This is a genomic window from Bacillus sp. S2(2019) (genome assembly GCF_005144805.1).
Taxonomy (GTDB): domain Bacteria; phylum Bacillota; class Bacilli; order Bacillales; family Bacillaceae; genus Bacillus; species Bacillus altitudinis.
In genome coordinates, this window is sequence record NZ_SWFL01000002.1 from 453310 (window position 1) to 471917 (window position 18608).

The 18608-nt window shown below is 39.5% G+C and carries 14 protein-coding genes; 3 read left to right on the top strand and 11 right to left on the bottom strand.

The features are described from left to right. Positions 1-11: 11 nt before the first annotated feature. From tuaC to FBF75_RS07500, 8 genes are all read right to left on the bottom strand, one after another. Positions 12-1196, bottom strand: coding sequence for a teichuronic acid biosynthesis protein TuaC (tuaC, locus tag FBF75_RS07465; RefSeq protein ID WP_058213544.1), 1185 nt, complete (start codon positions 1194-1196; stop codon positions 12-14). Next, on the bottom strand, positions 1193-2644 hold the full coding sequence (tuaB, locus tag FBF75_RS07470) for a teichuronic acid biosynthesis protein TuaB (RefSeq protein WP_167403838.1): 1452 nt from the start codon (positions 2642-2644) through the stop codon (positions 1193-1195). Before tuaB ends, tuaC begins: the two co-directional genes overlap by 4 nt. Before the next feature lie 18 nt (positions 2645-2662). Further along, positions 2663-3322, bottom strand: a complete 660-nt coding sequence (locus tag FBF75_RS07475; RefSeq protein ID WP_008348294.1) for a sugar transferase — start codon at positions 3320-3322, stop codon at positions 2663-2665. A gap of 198 nt (positions 3323-3520) precedes the next feature. Continuing rightward, complete coding sequence (locus FBF75_RS07480; RefSeq protein ID WP_169476074.1) at positions 3521-4090, bottom strand: hypothetical protein; 570 nt, start codon at positions 4088-4090, stop codon at positions 3521-3523. A 144-nt stretch (positions 4091-4234) separates the two neighbouring features. Continuing rightward, positions 4235-5725, bottom strand: coding sequence for an N-acetylmuramoyl-L-alanine amidase (locus tag FBF75_RS07485; protein ID WP_136944588.1), 1491 nt, complete (start codon positions 5723-5725; stop codon positions 4235-4237). Positions 5726-5865: 140 nt separating this feature from the next. After that, entirely contained in the window at positions 5866-7356 is a 1491-nt protein-coding gene (locus FBF75_RS07490) for an N-acetylmuramoyl-L-alanine amidase (protein ID WP_008348299.1), read from the bottom strand. A 22-nt stretch (positions 7357-7378) separates the two neighbouring features. Continuing rightward, positions 7379-9487, bottom strand: a complete 2109-nt coding sequence (locus FBF75_RS07495; protein WP_008348301.1) for a SpoIID/LytB domain-containing protein — start codon at positions 9485-9487, stop codon at positions 7379-7381. 25 nt (positions 9488-9512) lie between these two features. Then, positions 9513-9836: a hypothetical protein gene (locus FBF75_RS07500; RefSeq protein WP_035701604.1), complete on the bottom strand. Its 324-nt coding sequence runs from the start codon at positions 9834-9836 to the stop codon at positions 9513-9515. A 182-nt stretch (positions 9837-10018) separates the two neighbouring features. Between FBF75_RS07500 and tagU the strand changes: the two genes are divergently transcribed. Continuing rightward, the gene (gene tagU, locus FBF75_RS07505; RefSeq protein WP_035389693.1) at positions 10019-10939 is read left to right on the top strand and encodes a polyisoprenyl-teichoic acid--peptidoglycan teichoic acid transferase TagU; all 921 of its coding nucleotides are present in this window, start codon (positions 10019-10021) and stop codon (positions 10937-10939) included. Between the two features lie 33 nt (positions 10940-10972). Here tagU and wecB read toward each other — a convergent pair whose 3' ends face one another. Continuing rightward, positions 10973-12112, bottom strand: a complete 1140-nt coding sequence (gene wecB, locus FBF75_RS07510; RefSeq protein ID WP_017368152.1) for a non-hydrolyzing UDP-N-acetylglucosamine 2-epimerase — start codon at positions 12110-12112, stop codon at positions 10973-10975. A 263-nt stretch (positions 12113-12375) separates the two neighbouring features. On the opposite strand from wecB, the gene galU reads away from it, so the two are divergent. Further along, complete coding sequence (gene galU / locus FBF75_RS07515) at positions 12376-13257, top strand: UTP--glucose-1-phosphate uridylyltransferase GalU (RefSeq protein ID WP_008343198.1); 882 nt, start codon at positions 12376-12378, stop codon at positions 13255-13257. Between the two features lie 27 nt (positions 13258-13284). Here the strand turns inward: galU and tagH are convergent, their stop codons facing one another. Next, positions 13285-14889, bottom strand: a complete 1605-nt coding sequence (gene tagH, locus FBF75_RS07520; RefSeq protein WP_017368153.1) for a teichoic acids export ABC transporter ATP-binding subunit TagH — start codon at positions 14887-14889, stop codon at positions 13285-13287. 19 nt (positions 14890-14908) lie between these two features. Continuing rightward, positions 14909-15736: an ABC transporter permease gene (locus FBF75_RS07525; RefSeq protein ID WP_017368154.1), complete on the bottom strand. Its 828-nt coding sequence runs from the start codon at positions 15734-15736 to the stop codon at positions 14909-14911. Positions 15737-16027: 291 nt separating this feature from the next. On the opposite strand from FBF75_RS07525, the gene FBF75_RS07530 reads away from it, so the two are divergent. Then, positions 16028-18565, top strand: coding sequence for a glycosyltransferase (locus tag FBF75_RS07530; RefSeq protein WP_017368155.1), 2538 nt, complete (start codon positions 16028-16030; stop codon positions 18563-18565). Positions 18566-18608 lie beyond the last annotated feature (43 nt).

Genomic DNA, 18608 nt, shown 5'->3' on the forward strand with positions numbered 1-18608 from the left:
TTTCATCCTGTTTAAACGGTGGATGTTGATTGATTCAGCACCTTTTCATATTGCTGAATCAGGAGCGTAGCATTATGTGATGATGAATAATCTGTATGGACGATGTGGTGAAGATCGTTCTTCACTTGCTCGTTCCATCTGTTTTCATAAAGATAAGCGTGAATCGCTTCTTTTAGCTGACTCGTTGAACGCGGTTCAATGAGCAGATGTTGATAGGTAGAAAATAGTGATGGGAGACCACCAACCCGTGTTGCGATGACAGGCAGTTTTAAAGCGAGCGCCTCAAGGACGACAGTCGGCATTCCTTCACTGTAGGATGGAAGGGCAAACAGGTCAGCTGCCATTAAATAATGTTTGACTTGTTCATTCGGCACCTGCCCCGGGAGTATAATGGATTCTCCCGCCCGTTCGGCCAGCTCCTTTGCGAGGGGGCCTTTTCCGACAAAGACGGCTTTTACACCCTCCATCCCGCTGACAGCTTCCGCTAATTCAAGCAAACCTTTCTCTTTGACTAAACGGCCGACAAAAACGACGAGCTTGTCGTGAAGCGGTAAACCGATCTGCTTTCTGATGGCTGTTTGATCCTCTGGTGTTCTAGAAAATGACTTGAGCGGAATTCCAAGCGGAAGACATTGTGCATCCACCTCTGTCATGTCATGTGTTTTCTTTGCCAGCTCTTCACTCACTGTGAGAACAGCAGACGCCTGTTTTACTGCTGCTTTAAAGGCTGCAAGCGCCCCTTGGCTATAGGTTGGATAGACGTTCACATCACTGCCGTGTAAGGTCAGAAGATAAGGGATGTTTGCTTTCTTTTTGATCACAGCTGCTGCGCCGCCAGACGGCATGGCAAAGTGCGCATGGATGAAATCCGGTGACAGTTCATAACGCTCCATTGTGCGCAGGACAGAAGCTGCGATTCGTTTACCCGGCTGAGCCCATTTTAGCTGTCCAGGCAGCGCTGTATAGGGCGGTCTGTAAACCGGCACGCCGCACCTCACTTCCTGCTCGGGAAGATCTTTTCTCTGACGATAGGAAGCTTTAAGCATCCGTAAGATGGGCGGATTGACAGGAGTAGGACAAATCACGCTCACTTCTACGCCTTTTTTGACCAGCTCCTGCACTTGCGTTTCATGGAAGACTCCTTCACTTGGATGTTTTTCACTAGGATATACACTTGTCAGCCATAGCACCTTCATGACGAACGACCTCTTCTCCATAATTTCCCTGCCATCTGCGGATACATTTTGACAAGTAGCAAGCTATATAAAACCGCACTTAAACCAATCGTGAGTAGTAATTGAAGCAGTATATCCGCTGATGTCAGCTTCATCCCTTGATGAACAGTCACTGCGCAGGTGGCCATTAACAGCGTCATGACAGCAGGCTTTACGAGTGATTTTACATACAACTTCATATCTAGCTGAATGACATAAGCCATCAGCCACCTGCCGACAATGAAGTTCAGCAGGCTGACCCCTGAGTAGACCCAAGCTACAGTCAATAGACTGCCAGTATGGACTCCTGCATATAAGGCGCATCCATATACGATGAGCATGCCTGTATCCCAATAAAAAGCTAAGTCAGCTCTTCCTTTTGCAAGAAGGATGGAACCATTTGGATTCATCAGCACACGGAGTAGACCAACAATGCACAAAATATTCAAAACCGGGACCGCCACTAGCCATTTCTCTCCAAACACCACTTCTATAAAGCTATCTGATACGGCAGCAAGACCGATGAGGAGTGGAAAACTAATGAGTGCGAGCATATTCGTCATACTGAGGAAGCCCTCACGCAGCCTAGAATGATCACGCTGACTTTTTGCGAAAACTGGGAAAGCCACTCTCGTCACAATCGGGTTAATTTTCAGCACCGGGATTGTGACGATTTGATAAGCCAGGCTGTAAATCCCTAAAGCTTCTGCTCCAAGAAACCGTCCTATTAAAATCATGTCGATATTTGAGCCTGCCCGATTGACTAGTCTTGACGCAAGCTGGAAAGCCCCGAAGGAGAAAAACTCTTTCACTTCCCCTAATGCGAAAACGGGTGCTGGGCGCCACTTCTTCCAATAAGCCGCTGCATACATGAGTCCTTTTCCTGATTGAAGCAGTACTTGAGAGATCACATAGGCCACAATTGGATTAATAAAAAAGGCTAGAATCAGTAGAACAATCAGCGAAATGATCGTCGCTATCGTCTCAATCGTACTTAAGGTTTTAAAGGCTAAATCTTTCTGCATCATATATTGGTATTGCTGACCAATTGGTGCAATAAGAAACATGATCGATAATAACTTGAGCAAGCCTTCCAGCTCAGGTCTGGCATAAAAGGCGGCAATCAAGGGACTTGCGAGGATCAATACACAAAACAAGAGAATTCCCGTCAGCAAGTTGATCCAATATAATGTAGATAATTGACGTTCCGTCGTTTGTTCCTTTTGAATGATCGCAGCACCGATACCTAGATCAAGTAAAATCTGTGTAAATATTGTGACCGTTGTGATCATGCCAACGAGTCCAAATTCTTTCAGTGACATTACGTTTCCTAAAAAGGCGAACTGTGCAATTTGGATGATGGTAATGATCAATGCGGACAAGCTTGTCCATTTTGCTCCGCCCAGCAGGCGATTTTTCATACTTGCCATTTCTCTTCCCTACTTTACTTATCTGGCTCCGTCACCAGTCACGATGACTTTTAACGTTTTTACCATAATCTTCGTGTCGAGAGAAAATGTCAAGTTTTGAATATACTGTAAGTCGTGTGATAATTTCTCACTTGGACTCATTTCATATCCCCCATTTACTTGAGCAAGACCAGTCAGCCCCGGCTTCACTGTCAGTCTTTTTGTAAAGCCTGGAATCGTCCGATTAAATTCGGCAGTAAACATTGGTCTTTCAGGACGTGGACCTACAATACTCATTTCTCCTTTTAACACGTTGATAAATTGCGGCAGTTCATCAATTCTTGTTTTTCTGATGAATGCCCCCACTTTGGTGATACGAGGGTCATTTTTTTGCGCCCATTTCGCTCCTCCGCTTTCTGCGTTGGTTCTCATCGATCTGAGCTTCCATAATTTAAAGTAGACACCGTCTTTTCCGACCCTTTCCTGCATATAAAAGGCTGGCCCTGGTGTTTCTAGCTTAATTAAAAGGGCAAACAGTAAAATGATTGGCGTACTCAACATCAATCCGATGAACGAGAACACGACATCTATGAAACGTTTTGCAAATAAATATCGAACCATATGTTCTGTTAAAGCAAAAGAGTGGTTTCGTCTCACTTCATATTCTCTGTAAAGGTTCATCGCTTTCTCTGCGCTCACTGACCTGCACCTCACCATTCAAAGTAGTTGTTGTGTAAAGAGATGTTCTATGAAAGTCAGTTTAGCAGAGCAACATTAAGCAAATGTAAATGGGCTGTTAAGTCTTGTAAAAGTGTGTTAAGAATGTGCCCTTATATCAAGTTATGCCCTTTTAAACGTAAAAAAGACCCGCATTTCTGCGGGTCTACGTGTCTTTTTTTATTTTGCCTTTACGGATTCGATCGTCTTCAGTCTAAGCGTTCCGTTTGCATCTTTTGTATAAGTTACTTTCACTTTTGATTCTTCTTTTAGGCTGTTCACTTGTTTAGAAAATGTATTTCCGAATTGAATGGCTACTTCTTTTCCATCAATGTTGACAGCAATTGTATGTCCATCAGCCAAACCGACATATGTGCCTTCTTTGGTGACTTCATTTTTCTTCGTTGTAGATTCTTTTTTTGTTTTAGATTCAGCTTTTGACTGATCATTTGTCGTTTCTTCTTTTGTGATTTCCTTACTTGAGCTTTCTTTTGCATCTTCATCAGATTGACCTGCTTGGTCTTCTGTTTGAGCAGCTGTTTCTTTGCTTTCATCATCTGCTTTTTCACTTGCAGACTTGTCTTCCACCTTTTCATCTGTTGCATTTTCTTTCTTTTGATCTGCTGCTTCAGTTGTTTCTTTTTTGCTGTTATCCGTATTGTTATCGTTTGACTGATTTGATGTGCCGCATGCTGTGAGCATTACACCTAGAAGTAAAACTAAAAACGGCATTGTGATTAATTTTTTCAAGATCGTCACCTCTTCATGATTTGTCGATTTGCTGTCATTGGAAGGCAAATACGTGAAAAATCCACCCTCTATGTTTCGATTATAACAAAAATAACCTGAAATGAAATGTATTTTTAACTTGACATATCATTCATCCGATCTATTTTATTCAAAATATTGAGATACACCTGCTGCGATTCCTGAAGCCAGCCGCTCCTTGGCAGTCGTTGATTTTAATATACTGGCATCAATCGGACTGGTTACGAACCCCGTTTCAAGCAAGATGCTGGGCATTTTTGAATACTTGATCACGTAGAATCCTGCTGTCTTCACACCGCGATCTCTTGTGCCAAGGGCTTTCACCATCTGGGGCTGTACCTTTTGTGCCAGCTTTAAACTATTGGCCGAAGCATACGTCGCATCATAATACGTTTCTGTTCCATTTGCACCGCTATGATCATTTGCATTGGCATGGATGCTGATGAACACATCCGCACCAGCCTGTGATCCTTTGCTTACACGTGTTTGCAAGGAATCAAATGTATCAGATGTTCTAGACATGACCGTCAGCGCACCCGCTTGTTTGAGCCTTGCTTGCAGTTTTAACGCAACATCCAGATTAACATTTTTTTCAAACAGCCCATTTCCTACCGCTCCAGCATCCTGCGCACCATGACCTGGATCAATAAAGATGGTTTCACCTAACACATGATTTTTCAGCTGTGTGATCACACTGGTTCGTATGGTTGATGTTCCGCCCAACACTGTAAATGTTGAAATCTTTTTAGTCCCAATGACACGACGAATCGCATCTGGCACTGATTGAGCGTCTGTAAGAAGAAGGGTTTGCCCTTGCTTGGCTGCCGTACTTGCCGCAGCTGCCGCATCGGCATATGCATAGCCGTTACTCATATACGTTTGGGTTGTCTTCATCGGGTATGTTTTAGCAATTCGGGCTGCCACTTCATACCGATTGGCTCCGCTGATTCTCGCGGGTGATGGCAGCTTTTGATAGGCTGCTTGATTGACACTTGTTTCCCCGCCAATCACAATCGTCCGTTTCACCGCTTTGCTTTTTAATAGATTGGCTGTTTCCTGCCGCAGCCCTTTTGCATCGGTTAATAAAATAGGAAAGCCCTGTTTTGCAGCATATGGAGCAATCGCCACAGCATCTGCATAAGCAGAACCATTCACAATCACAGCTGTATCAACACTCTTCATTTGCTTAGCAACGTTTGCCGCCAATTCATATCGATTCTTTCCTTGTATTCGCGATACGGATAGATTCATTGCTTTTAGCTGCGCTACGACTTTTTGAGAAATGCTTGCGGTTCCGCCAAGAATGATGACACGCTTCGTTTTCAACTGCTGAAGACCTGACTTAGTTGCACCTGAAAGACTGCTAGTATTCGTTAACAGCACTGGGGCTCCTTGCTGAAAGGCATACGGCACAGCACTTAGCGCATCAGCATAAGCATCACCGCCTACTAAAACAACTGTAGGTGCTGTCGACCAGCCACGTTTTGCAGCGTTAACTGCCACCTCATATCGATTACTTCCCTCAAGCTTTGATACATTGTGCTGCGCAAATGCTGATGGTGCATATAAACATAGTGAAACCACAATTAAAACAAAACATTTGATATAAGAACGCATGAAGTCAACCTCCTTGGTTTTGAACCCTTCATCCTGGAACCCAGGAAACACTTCATGTACTTTTGAAAAAAGGCTGCCGAGAGTCGTTTCTCGAGCAGCCTAAGAGGAGTATCTTCGGCACCCCTCATCTGTATGTTTTCTTATCTAAAATAGCCTGAAACACCGCTTGAAATACCTGACGCTAATCGATCTTTATAAGTAGCAGATTTCAAAATATTTGAATCAACTGGACTGGAAACAAAACCAGTTTCTAAGAGAACACTTGGCATCTTAGAATATTTAATCACATAGAAACCAGCTGTCTTCACGCCACGGTCTCTTGTGCCTAATGCACTGACCATTTTAGGCTGAATATTTTGCGCGAGCTTCAAGCTGTTTGTTGCCGCATATGTTTTGTCATAATACGTTTCAGTTCCATTTGCACTGCTGTTATCATTTGAGTTCGCATGGACACTGATGAAGATATCTGCATTTGCTGACGCACCTTTGCTCACCCGTGTTTGAAGACTGTCGAATGTGTCTGATGTTCTTGACATCGTCACAAGTGCACCTGCGTTGTTTAACTTTGTATTTAGACGTTTGGCTACATCTAAGTTTAAGTTCTTCTCATATAATCCGTAGCCTACCGCTCCTGAATCATGAGCGCCATGACCTGGGTCAATGAATACTTTTTTGCCAACGACAGGATTTTTCAATTGATTCACGACAGTTGGTGTCACTGTATTTGTACTGCCAACGACAGTAAATTTGGTGATTTTTTTGCTGCTAATCGTCGCTCTTGTTACCTTTGGCAGCGTCTTTTCATTCGTTAGGAGCAATGCTTTGTTTTGCTTTGCTGCAATTCCTGCCGCAGAAGATGAAGTGGCATAGCCAAACCCTCTTCCTACATAGGTATTATTTGTGCTCATATTGTATTTTTTCACAATATTCGCAGCCACGTCATAACGAGTAGAGCCTTTGATTCGCGTTGGAGATTTTAATTGATTATAAGCTGCTTTTGTGACGTAATTCTCTCCGCCTACGACAATGGTTTGTTTCACATTGCTTGCTTTTGCAACAGAAGCGATTTCAGAACGAAGGCCCTTTTTATCTGTATATAGAATTGGGAACCCTTTTTGTGCCGCTACAGGTGCAATGGCAATTCCATGTGCATAGAATGACCCTTCAACCACAACGACGCCAGCTGGCGTTTTCATTTTTTTCGCGATATTTGCCGATAGCTCATATCGGTTTTTTCCTGAAATACGTTGTGTAGAGATGCCCATTTTCTTTACTTGATTGACCACGTTGTTTGACACACTTGATGTGCTGCCTAAAACAATAACTGTCTTCGTTTTTAAAGCCGTTAAGGCTTTTTTTGTATCTCCAGAAAGGCTTGTACTATTTGTGTAAAGAACTGGTCCATTTTTTTGATGTGCCAGTGGAATTCCTGCTGTTGCATCTGCATATGCAGTTTTCCCCACTAAAACAACTGTACTTGCTGTTCCCCATCCTTTTTTCGCTACGTTTGCTGCTACAGCATACCGGCTCCCACCATCAATTCGGGAGACCGAGTTATCTGCTGAAGCTGTTGGAACAATAACGAAAATGGCGATGAGGCTGAGGATGGCTGTTTTGATCATTGAGCGCATCTTCTAAGTCCTCCTTTTATTCTTAATAGTTTGTTAGTTTTGTACCTGGATAGTAGAACGAAAGTATGGAAGAATACGAGTTTCCAGATTCAGCTCTAGCTTTGGCGCCGTATTGACTCATACCAATGCCGTGACCATAGCCTTTTCCTGAAATCGTGAAATCATTTGTATTATTCTTTACTGACGCAAACGTACTTTTCACCTTTGTTGCGCCCATGACTGTTCTAAACTCTGTCATTTTCATACTTGCCGTTGTACTTTTGTTCACTGTATACGTACCTGTTTTGTTTTTCAGATGGTAATTCAGCTTGATTGAAACGGTCTTCGCACGCTGACCTTTTGTTTTTCCTGAGAATGTCAGGCTTGAAATAGATGCAATTCTCATGTCAGATGCAGCTGTTTCTTTATTTTTCAACAGCCATGATTTTAGACCAGCAAGGTCGGCAGCATTGGCTTCTTTTGCCTTAGACCACTCAGAAGCTGCTGTACTTGCAGTCAACGTAGTGCCTAATTGCTTTTTAGACAACTTCAGTGTCCACGCATTGACAGGATCTTTTGTGTCTTTTTTGGCGACTAAGTATGGCAGTGCATTCCCCCATACTTCTTCACTCGCCTCAGTGTATCCGCCATTACTAGAATAATAGGTGGCTGAAATAAGTTGATTGTTGTATTTCAGAACCTTGCCTTTTGTGGCATCCACAGCTTTTGTCGAATTTGTGTACCAGTTATATCCTCCATATACTTGGAAGGCTGTTGTATCAGGTACGACTTTTCCAATACTTTTCACTGAATACGTTCTAGCGGCAACAGCTTGTGCTTTTAATGCCTCAACATGCCAGCTCGCAGGCATTTCGTTTGGCACAACACCTTTTAGATAGTCTTCAAATGGAATATTTTCATTAGTCGGCCTGATATATCCTGATTCAATGGCAAAGTTGACGTTACCTAAGTAAGGCTTCCCTGCGATTTGAAGGACATTTTTGGTTGAATATTTCTCAGGAACAACTCTTAATGTGTTATACGTCTTAATGCCTTTTAATGAAATTTTTCCGTTAGAAATATTCAATTGGTAGTTTTGATTTTTTTTCAGATAGACTTGTTTGGCTAAAGAATTTTTTAAACTATCTGTAATCGCACTTGTGCTACCAGCAAGATGGTAAGCATATGTACCTTTTTCTTTCAGCAATGCTTTTAATGACGCTGTGACAGAATCCGGCTTCACATACACAACGGTACTGTTAGATTTTGCAGCCAATTGCGACAAAGGCATTGCATAAATATAGCTAGAGGCTTTTGCCAAGTACACTTTATCTGCATTAATGTTTAATTTTTTAATGATATTCACAGATAATTCGTAGCGATTGGCACCGCTGATTCGTGTCACCTGTGAGGTTTTCTTGATTTGATTTTCTACTTTTTGTCCCGTACTTTTTGTACTGCCGATGATAATGACTTTACTTGGCATTTTATAAGACGGAATGGAATCTTTTTTTGTTAATAGGATTGGGTATCCTTTTCTCGATGCATAGGATGCAATTGCAATCCCATTCATGAATGAGTTCCCGCCGACAACAATTGCTTGCTTATAGTTACCCATTTCTTTGGCGATTTTTTGGGAAATTTCAAATTTGTCTTTCCCACTAATGCGTCTCACTTTTCCATACTTTTTGATTGATTTCTCAGCAGCTGTTGAAATACTTTTCGTATTCCCGACAATTAAGATGTTATCAGGATTCATCTTTTTCAACTGATTTTCGGTTGTCTTCGTTAGCTTTTCAATGTTCGTGTACAAAATTGGGGCGCCTAATTTGTATGCTAACGGCGATACAGAAATGGCATGATCAAAAGCATCTCGGCTCACAATCACAACGGTTGAAGGATTTTTCCATCCTGCAGAAGCAATACTATTGGCTACTTCGTAACGATTTTTGCCGTCGTATCTTTTCGTCACAGCGACATTTGATCCTGATAGTTTGTATTCCCCCGTTGTTGAGAAATCCATGCTGTTTTTGTTTCCGATATAGTTAGACAGTTTTACTGAAATTGTCGAGCTGGCCATGGCAGACTGAAAAGGTGCAATTAGTAGTGTCAGTGTCATGAGAACGATAAGTGTAATGCCTGTTTTCTTCAATTTTGTTCATCCCGCCCATCTTTTTTTACTTCTGTTTTTCAATCTTCTGAATTTCTTTTTGACCACTGTCATTGATAAAGTAAGAGATTTCTACTTTGTCACCTGGTTTAAATTCATTTAATACATCTTTAAAATTATCCGTAAATTCATAGCTTAAAGTCGTATTCACTTTTTTCACTTCGACTGTATGTGCATCAGCCATTCCAATAAATTCAGCTTTTTCTTCCAGCACCTGAGGAGTTGAACTGCTTGTCTTGTTTTCTCCTGAGGATTGCTCAGCCGTTCCACATGCTGTGAGCACGATACCTAGTAGTAGTATTAAGAACGGTAAAACGACGATTTTCTTCATTTTTTTCACCTCATGTCTTTGTATCGTCTTATAACTTAATATTTTAAGGTAAATTTAAGGTTTTTTGAAACCTTTTTTTTGTTACAACGTCTATATCTAGGTTCAGAGTAAAAAAATAACTTGTTTATCAAGATTCGTAAACCTATAATCATGGAAGAATGATAGAAAAGGTGAGGGACATTATGAGAGCTGAGAGAAAAAGAAAGAAAAAGAAGGTTCTTTGGATTGTTTTATCGATTATTGGCTTATTCGTATTAGCCACTGGCGGATACGCGTATCATCTTTGGAATACAGCCGCATCCACTGTCGCAGGCATTCAAGAGAACTTAAAGAAGTCAGATAAGCGTGACAAAGATGTCGATTTAAGTAAAAAAGACCCGATCTCCATTTTAGTCATGGGTGTCGATGAAAGAAAGAATGACCGAGGCCGTGCAGATACATTAATATACATGACAGTGAATCCGAAAACGAAAACAACTGAAATGGTGAGTATCCCCCGTGATACGTATACAAAAATTGTCGGAAAAGGCACAATGGATAAAATCAACCACTCTTATGCTTTCGGTGGTACACAAATGGCTGCAGATACAGTAGAGGAACTGCTTGATGTACCTGTGGATTACTTTGTGAAAGTGAATATGGAAAGTTTTAAAGACATTGTCGATACACTTGGCGGCATTACGGTGAACAGCACGTTTGCTTTCAGCTATGATGGCCATTCATTTGGTACAGGAGAAATTAACCTGAACGGCGATCAAGCCCTTGCCTATACAAGAATGAGAAAGCAAGATCCTAAAGGTGATTTCGGCCGTCAGCAAAGACAGCGTCAAGTCATTGAAGGCATCATTGCAAAAGGCGCTAACATTTCATCTATTACGAAATTCGGCGATATGTTTAAAGTCGTTGAAAACAACATGAAAACGAATATGTCCTTTGACGACATGTGGACGATGATGAATGATTATCGTGATGCAAGACAAAATGTGAAACAGCACGAGCTGAAAGGTACAGGCGCACGAATCAATAATATTTATTACTATCAGCTTGATGACAACAGTTTAGCGAAAGTGAAGAAGGAATTGAAGGATAGTTTGGAGCAGTAAAAAAGAAGACTACAGGAATGTAGTCTTCTTTTTTTATGATTGGAATGGGGCTGGTTTTTCATCACTTAAACCATAACGATGGAGAAGCTCTTCGACAATTCGTTTTGACGCTTGTCCATCACCATATGGATTAGACGCCTTTGACATGTTGTCGTACTCTTTCTGATCGACTAGAAGCTGTTTTGCCATGTTGTAAATGGTCTCTTCATCTGTACCTGCGAGCTTCAGCGTACCAGCTTTCACACCTTCAGGGCGTTCTGTTGTATCGCGCAGCACTAGTACTGGCTTCCCTAGAGAAGGCGCCTCCTCTTGTACACCGCCAGAATCCGTTAGAATAAAGTGCGAGGCAGCAGCGAAGTTATGGAAATCAACTACTTCGAGCGGCTCAATTAAGTGCACACGATCAAGATCACTGAATTCTGTCTGAGCCGCATCACGAACAGCAGGATTTAAATGGACAGGGTATACGACTTGAACACCTTCAAATTCTTCGACAACACGGCGAATCGCTCTAAACATGTTCTTCATCGGCTGACCAAGATTTTCTCTGCGATGAGCCGTTAATAAGATCATTTTATCTGAACCGATCTTCTCTAAAATTGGATGTTGATATTGTTCTGTGACTGTTGTTTGCAGGGCATCAATGGCCGTATTCCCTGTCACACAGATGGTCTCTTCTTTTTTATTTTCTACTAAAAGATTCTGCTTCGCCTCAGCCGTAGGGGCAAAATGAATGTCAGCAATAGTGCCTGTCATTTGGCGGTTCAATTCCTCAGGGAACGGTGAGTATTTATTGTGAGTTCTTAAACCCGCTTCGACGTGGCCGACAGAAATTTGGTGGTAGAATGCGGCCAAGCTTCCTGCAAAGGTTGTAGTGGTGTCTCCATGAACAAGGACAATATCAGGTTTTTCCTCTTGGAATAATTGATCTAGTTTTAATAGTGCATTTGATGTGATTTCAGATAATGTCTGGCGTTCTTTCATAATATTTAAATCATGATCTGGTTGAATGTTAAAGGCTTTCAACACTTGATCAAGCATTTGCCGATGCTGTGCAGTCACAGTGACTGAGGATTTGATTTGCGGATGTTTTTTTAGCTCAAGGACAAGGGGTGCCATTTTAATCGCTTCAGGCCTCGTCCCGAATACAGTCATTACATGTAATGTTTTCAATAGTCGATGCCTCTTTCCTTCTCAATTATTGTATGTTGTTCATTATACAAAAGAATAAGAACGAATCCTAATCATTCTATTCTTAATCTTTACAGCACCTTTACTCTTTTCAACATGAATATTTACAGAAGTTCTTTACAATTGGTTTTAAATCTTTCTCGTAAATCATTTGTCATTTCTATCATTTGTAAGTTACACTTTATGAAAGATGAAAAATGAAGATCACATCATTTTTTCTATATGTAAGGAAGGTGCAAAGTTCATTGAAAAAAGTACGTAAAGCCATAATACCAGCTGCAGGTCTCGGAACACGTTTCCTCCCTGCCACAAAGGCTATGCCTAAAGAAATGCTGCCAATCGTTGATAAACCAACCATTCAATATATTATTGAAGAAGCTGTAGAATCAGGAATTGAAGACATTATTATTGTCACTGGAAAAGGGAAAAGAGCCATTGAGGATCATTTTGATTTTGCGCCAGAGCTTGAGCGTAACCTTGAAGAAAAAGGGAAAAGTGAACTTTTAGAAAAAGTGAGAAAGTCCTCTAATATTGCTGATATTCATTACATCCGCCAAAAGGAACCTAAAGGACTCGGACATGCCGTTTGGTGCGCACGCAACTTTATCGGTGATGAACCTTTTGCTGTTTTATTAGGTGATGATATTGTCCAAGCCGAAACACCTGGACTTCGCCAGCTGATGGATGAATATGAAAAAACCCTTTCGTCCGTGATCGGCGTTCAGCAGGTAGCGGACAGCGATACGCATCGCTACGGGATCATTGACCCTCTTACCCAAGAAGGGCGCCGCTACCAAGTGAAAAACTTTGTTGAAAAGCCGCCGCAAGGAACCGCACCATCCAATTTAGCCATTTTAGGGCGCTACATTTTCACGCCGGAGATCTTTATGTACCTTGATCAACAAGAAATTGGTGCAGGCGGAGAAATTCAGCTGACAGATGCCATTCAAAAGCTCAATGACATCCAGCGTGTATTTGCCTATGATTTTGAAGGAAAACGATATGATGTCGGAGAGAAGCAAGGTTTCATTGAAACGACGCTAGAGTTTGCCCTTCAAGATGAAGAGCTCAAGAAAAAACTCATTCCATTTATGAAACAACTTCTTGAAAAAGAAGAAGTGAATTAAAAAAAGCTGCCGGCATCGGCAGCTTTTTTATTTGGTCGCTGAAACGGTCAGCGTATGCTGTTCATTATCAATGACAAACAGGTTATGTTCGCCCTTTACTGCGAACTTCGTTTGTTTCTCATTCATCCAGACATTCTGTTCTGTTAGTCCAAGTGTTGAAAGAGAGATAGGCATGATCTCGCGGAACACCATCGTATTCGCCAGACCATTTTGAATCACATAATCGGTTTTCTCAGTGGTCAGCCGCTCAACGGTATCACCTTGCTCACTTTTGACCGAGCTAAGTGTTTGCATTCTTTGCTTCAGCACAGACTCTTCTTTTCCAAGGAAAGAAAGTAAGTACTCATACGAACCTGCAGATGCGGGTGATACGTAGGAATTGAACTGTGCTGGTCCGATGGATAACGGCTTCAATTCATCTGCGTTTTGTAGCGCATCAGGTTGCACATAATACGTCTCTGATGCTGTTTCGATTTGAATGGCTTTTTTATTTTTAGCCACAGCCTTTACTTCTTGTCCAAACGATAATGTGACGTCTGCCTTTTTTTTCATGGCCCTGTCTGTATAAACCGTCATTGGATCTGCCTTAACTATGGCCTGTTGGTCAATCTTTTTCATATCATCAGGGGCACCTTTCGTCTCATGGTTTGTTGACTGGGGCGTCTCTGTTTTACCTGAAGGAATTGCACCAAATGTCGCCAGTGTACGCAGCGGACGATCCGAAAACATAGAAAGGGCAAGTAAGATGGTTAAAACAGCTATTATGGTGACTTGAAACGCCGGTCCGAAAAAGGAACGTCGTTTTCCAGTGTCATTATACCTCGTGACTTTCTCTGTCGTTTGTACGCCTTTTCGACCTTCCTTGTGCTTCAATTGGTATTCCTTTTTCTCTTTCTTAGAAAGCTTGTTAAACCAATCAACAAACTCCTTATACTCTTTCACAACCTTTTTCGTATCATCAAACATACGAAGTTCACCATAATGCATCCAAGCAACCCGATCACAGATTTTTTGGATTTGACTAATGGAGTGACTGACGAAAAAGATCGTCTTTCCTTGTTCTTTGAATTCGGTGATGCGATCCACACATTTTTGATAGAAGGTTTGGTCTCCTACAGACAGTGCCTCATCAATAATGAGGATATCTGGATCTATATGTGCTGAAATAGCAAAACCAAGACGGGATTTCATTCCGCTTGAATAGCTCTTTACAGGCTGGTCTATAAAGTCTCCAATATCCGCAAACTCTACGATTTTTTCATAAAGATCGTCAATTTCCTTATTTGTCAGACCCATCATTAAGCATTTTAAACGAATGTTGTCTTTACCGCTTAACTGATTGTTCAGCCCTGCCGCAATGGCAATTAACGATGGCTGGCCGTCCATATCAATCTCACCACTTGTCGGTGGAATGATTTTCGCTAGAAGGTTCGACATCGTGGATTTCCCAGAACCGTTGATCCCTACAAAACCAATCGTCTCTCCTTCATAGACATCAAAAGACACATCACGAACGGCAAAGAAACCTTTTTCATTTTTATTAGGTAAAAACAGCCCTTTAATCTTGTCCGACTGTTTTTTATATAGGACGTATTGCTTGGATACGTTTCGAAACGAAACCTTTAGTTTCATCGTATAATCTCCTTACTTTTTAAAGAAAATCGACAAATTTATCCCTAAATTTCATATGCAGTAATGAACCGACTGTTAAAAGAAGAAGCGTAATCAGCCAGAAATAAAGCGTATATTTCACATCATGGAAGAACCATTCTCCCTTTAACAAGCTATTTCTGAAACCATCAATAATGTAGAAAAGAGGATTTAATCTTAAAATATCTCCTATCCATGCTTTGTCTCCAGTGAGCTTTTCTGAGATATTCCAAAAAATCGGCAGCAAAAAGAAAAGTAAACGTGTCACTGATTGTAAAAGAAATTGATAGTCCCTTACGAGTACACTAATTGTTGAATTAAACAAACTAAACGAAAACATAAACGCGATCATACATATAAGGTAGTAAATATATTGTAGCCAATGCGCGTCAGGATATATGCCATAAGAAATCAGCACAATAAGATAGACACCCATCATGACAAAATAGCTGAACAAGTTGGACATAATGACCACAGACGGCAGCGCACTAATCGGAAAATTCATTTTCGATACCATATTAATGCGTTTAAACACACTGTTTGATCCATCAAGAATGGTTGGACTAATGAAGAACCAAGGGATTAAACCGGCAAGCATCCAGATGATAAATGGAACCTCCATGTCTCCAATGGCAATTGGCTGTCCTCCGCGAATACCCATACCAAAAACAAACCAATAAGCTAGCATCTGCATTAATGGATTTAAAAACTGCCACAAAACACCTAAATAATTCATCTGATATTTTGATTTTGTTTCATAAACAGCAAGTCGTATAATCAGCGGAAGTGAGCTGATTTGCTCTCTTAATATTGTAAACAATGCGTTCATTCTAATCTTCCTTAGATATTAGTTTTGGGATTACCTCTTTAAAAAAATCACCGCTCATAATTGTAACAGATGTTGAGAAATATTTCACTTTTCAAATCGAATGAGTATATTAACTAGTAGGGAAATTCGATCAAAACAAACGCTGGTATATTCAGCTATTCTAGGTTACTAATTACCTTATTATATCATTGCTTTATAATTGCCATTAGAATATAATTATCAGGATAATTGCATTTCCGAAATAAATATCATTTTCCTATTATATATATTACATGAAGGGGCTTAACATTAATGAGAATCAAGCAATTCAAAAAAATTGTTACAAGAAAGATTAAATTTATTTTAAATCCACTAATTGAATTTTCCAGAGATTCACGACTTCGTATCAGAAGTAAATATACCTCCTATTTAGAGAAAAATCCGGTTAGAAGTAATTATATTCTATATGAAGCTTATCATGGAAAAAGTATTTCTGGAAATTGTTATGCAATTTTTCTAGGATTGATGAAAGATAGTACTTTTAAAGATTTACATCACGTTTGGGTCATTAATGATTTTAATGATCCAATGATTACAGAATTAAAGCAGAAAACTTCTAATATTTCCTTTGTTAAAGTTGATAGTGACGAATATCTAAAATATTTAGCAACTTCTAAATATTTAGTTAATGATACGTCATTTCCTTTTTATTTTATTAAAAGAGAAGAGCAAGTTTATATCAATACTTGGCATGGAACTCCTTTAAAAACTTTAGGGAAAGATATTAATAAAAGATCAATGTCTGGTCATAAAAATATACAAAGAAATTTGCTTCATTGTGATTACCTTATTAGCCCGAATACTTTTACGTATGAAAAGTTACTAAAATCAAATGATGTTTTTGGGATATTTGCCGGGAAAATTGCAAATATCGGTTATCCTAGAGTAGATTTAACATTAAACACTAGCAGTGAAAGTGTGAAAGAAAGATTAGACCTACCTTTTAATAAAAAAATTGTACTTTATGCTCCAACATGGAGAGGAACAATAGGTGCCGAAGAGGATACTTGCTATACATTGCATAGTGAAGTTGTGAAAATTCAGCAGGCGCTTGGTGATAATTATTTAGTACTTTTAAAATCTCATTACTTTTCTTATAAATTTTTTAAACAGAGTGGTCTTGAACATCTTTGTGTTCCAAACTGGATTGATACAAATGAACTTTTATCAGCTATAGACATTTTGATTACAGATTATTCAAGTATCTTTTTCGATTTCCTACCTTTAAAAAGACCTGTCTTTTTCTATATGCCTGACTTACATGAATATGAAGCAGAGAGAGGTTTTTATTTAGATATAACAAAACTTCCAGGACCTATCTGTGAAAGTATAGTTGATTTAATTGACAGCTTAGGTCAACTAAACAGTTTAAATAACTTCAATAAACAGTTTGAAAGTCAATACAAAGAGTTTTTAGATGAATATTGCTCTTATGATGACGGAAATGCTACTGATCGACTCATTGACATAATATTTAAAGGGAAAAATCAAGATGAATTAATCAAGGTTGAAAGCAATAAACAAAAATTACTTTTTTATTGTGGGGGCTTCTACAATAATGGTATAACCGTTTCAGCGACTAATTTATTTGATCAGATTGATTACAACAAATATGAAGTTGTCGTCATTGATAACTCAAATTATCATAAGGATAAATGGATGAACATACAGAAGCTTCATCCTAATGTTCATATTATTTATAGACCAGGTTTTGTTAATAGAACATTAGTAGAAACATATAAACAGAATCTAATTTTCCGCCGTGGTATATACAATAACAAAATGTTAAAATACACTCCAGTAAACTCATATAAAAGAGAATTAAAGAGAATTATTGGTAATACGAAATTTGATGTAGGAATAGATTTTGGAGGATATAACAAGTTCTGGACTCTTCTTTTCGCATTCGGAGATTTTAAAGTCAAAAGTATTTTCCTTCATGCTGACATGATGAAAGAATATAACAAGAAAGTGAACCACAAATATAAACATCGTGGTAACCTAAAAGTCATTTTCTCACTTTACAAGTTCTTCGATAGAATTGTTTCAGTTGCCGAATCGACTAACATAGAAAATCACTTGAATTTAAGCCCTTTTGTTCCTAATGCTTTAGAGAAAATGGTTTTTGTTAATAATGTAATCTCGCCTAACAAAGTACTTCAAATGAAAGAAAATAAAGAGATTATAGAATTTAATAATGAGAGATATTTAATTACTCACCAAAATGATAAAAACGAATCCATCGGTCTTAATTTATCTGGGATACCACTTCCTAATAAGGATTATATCAACTTTATAACTATTGGAAGATTATCCCCTGAAAAAGGACAAAAGAAATTAATTTCTGCTTTTTCACAATTACACAAACAATACCCAAAAGCTGTATTGTATATTGTGGGTGAAGGGCCTTTAAAAAGAGAGTTAAAGGATCACACAAAAAAATTACATCTAGAACATTGCGTGTTTTTTGTTGGACAACTCGAAAATCCATTTTCTTTACTAGATGAATGTGATTGTTTTGTCTTATCTTCAGAGTATGAAGGGCAAGGCTTGGTTCTAATGGAAGCAATGATTCTGAAAAAACCAATTATAGCTACCGATGTAACTGGAGTACATTCCGTCTTAGAGGGTGGATACGGATTATTAGTTGATAATAATGAAACTGCGCTATTTAATGGTATGTCTGATTTTATCCAGAATAGTATGGAACAAAAATCCTTTGATTATGAAAAGTATAATAGCGAGGCGCTAGACCTCTTCTACAAAAATGTCTGTACTAAAACTAATTAACCACTTATATACAGAATAAAATTATATGTATTTAAAAACACCT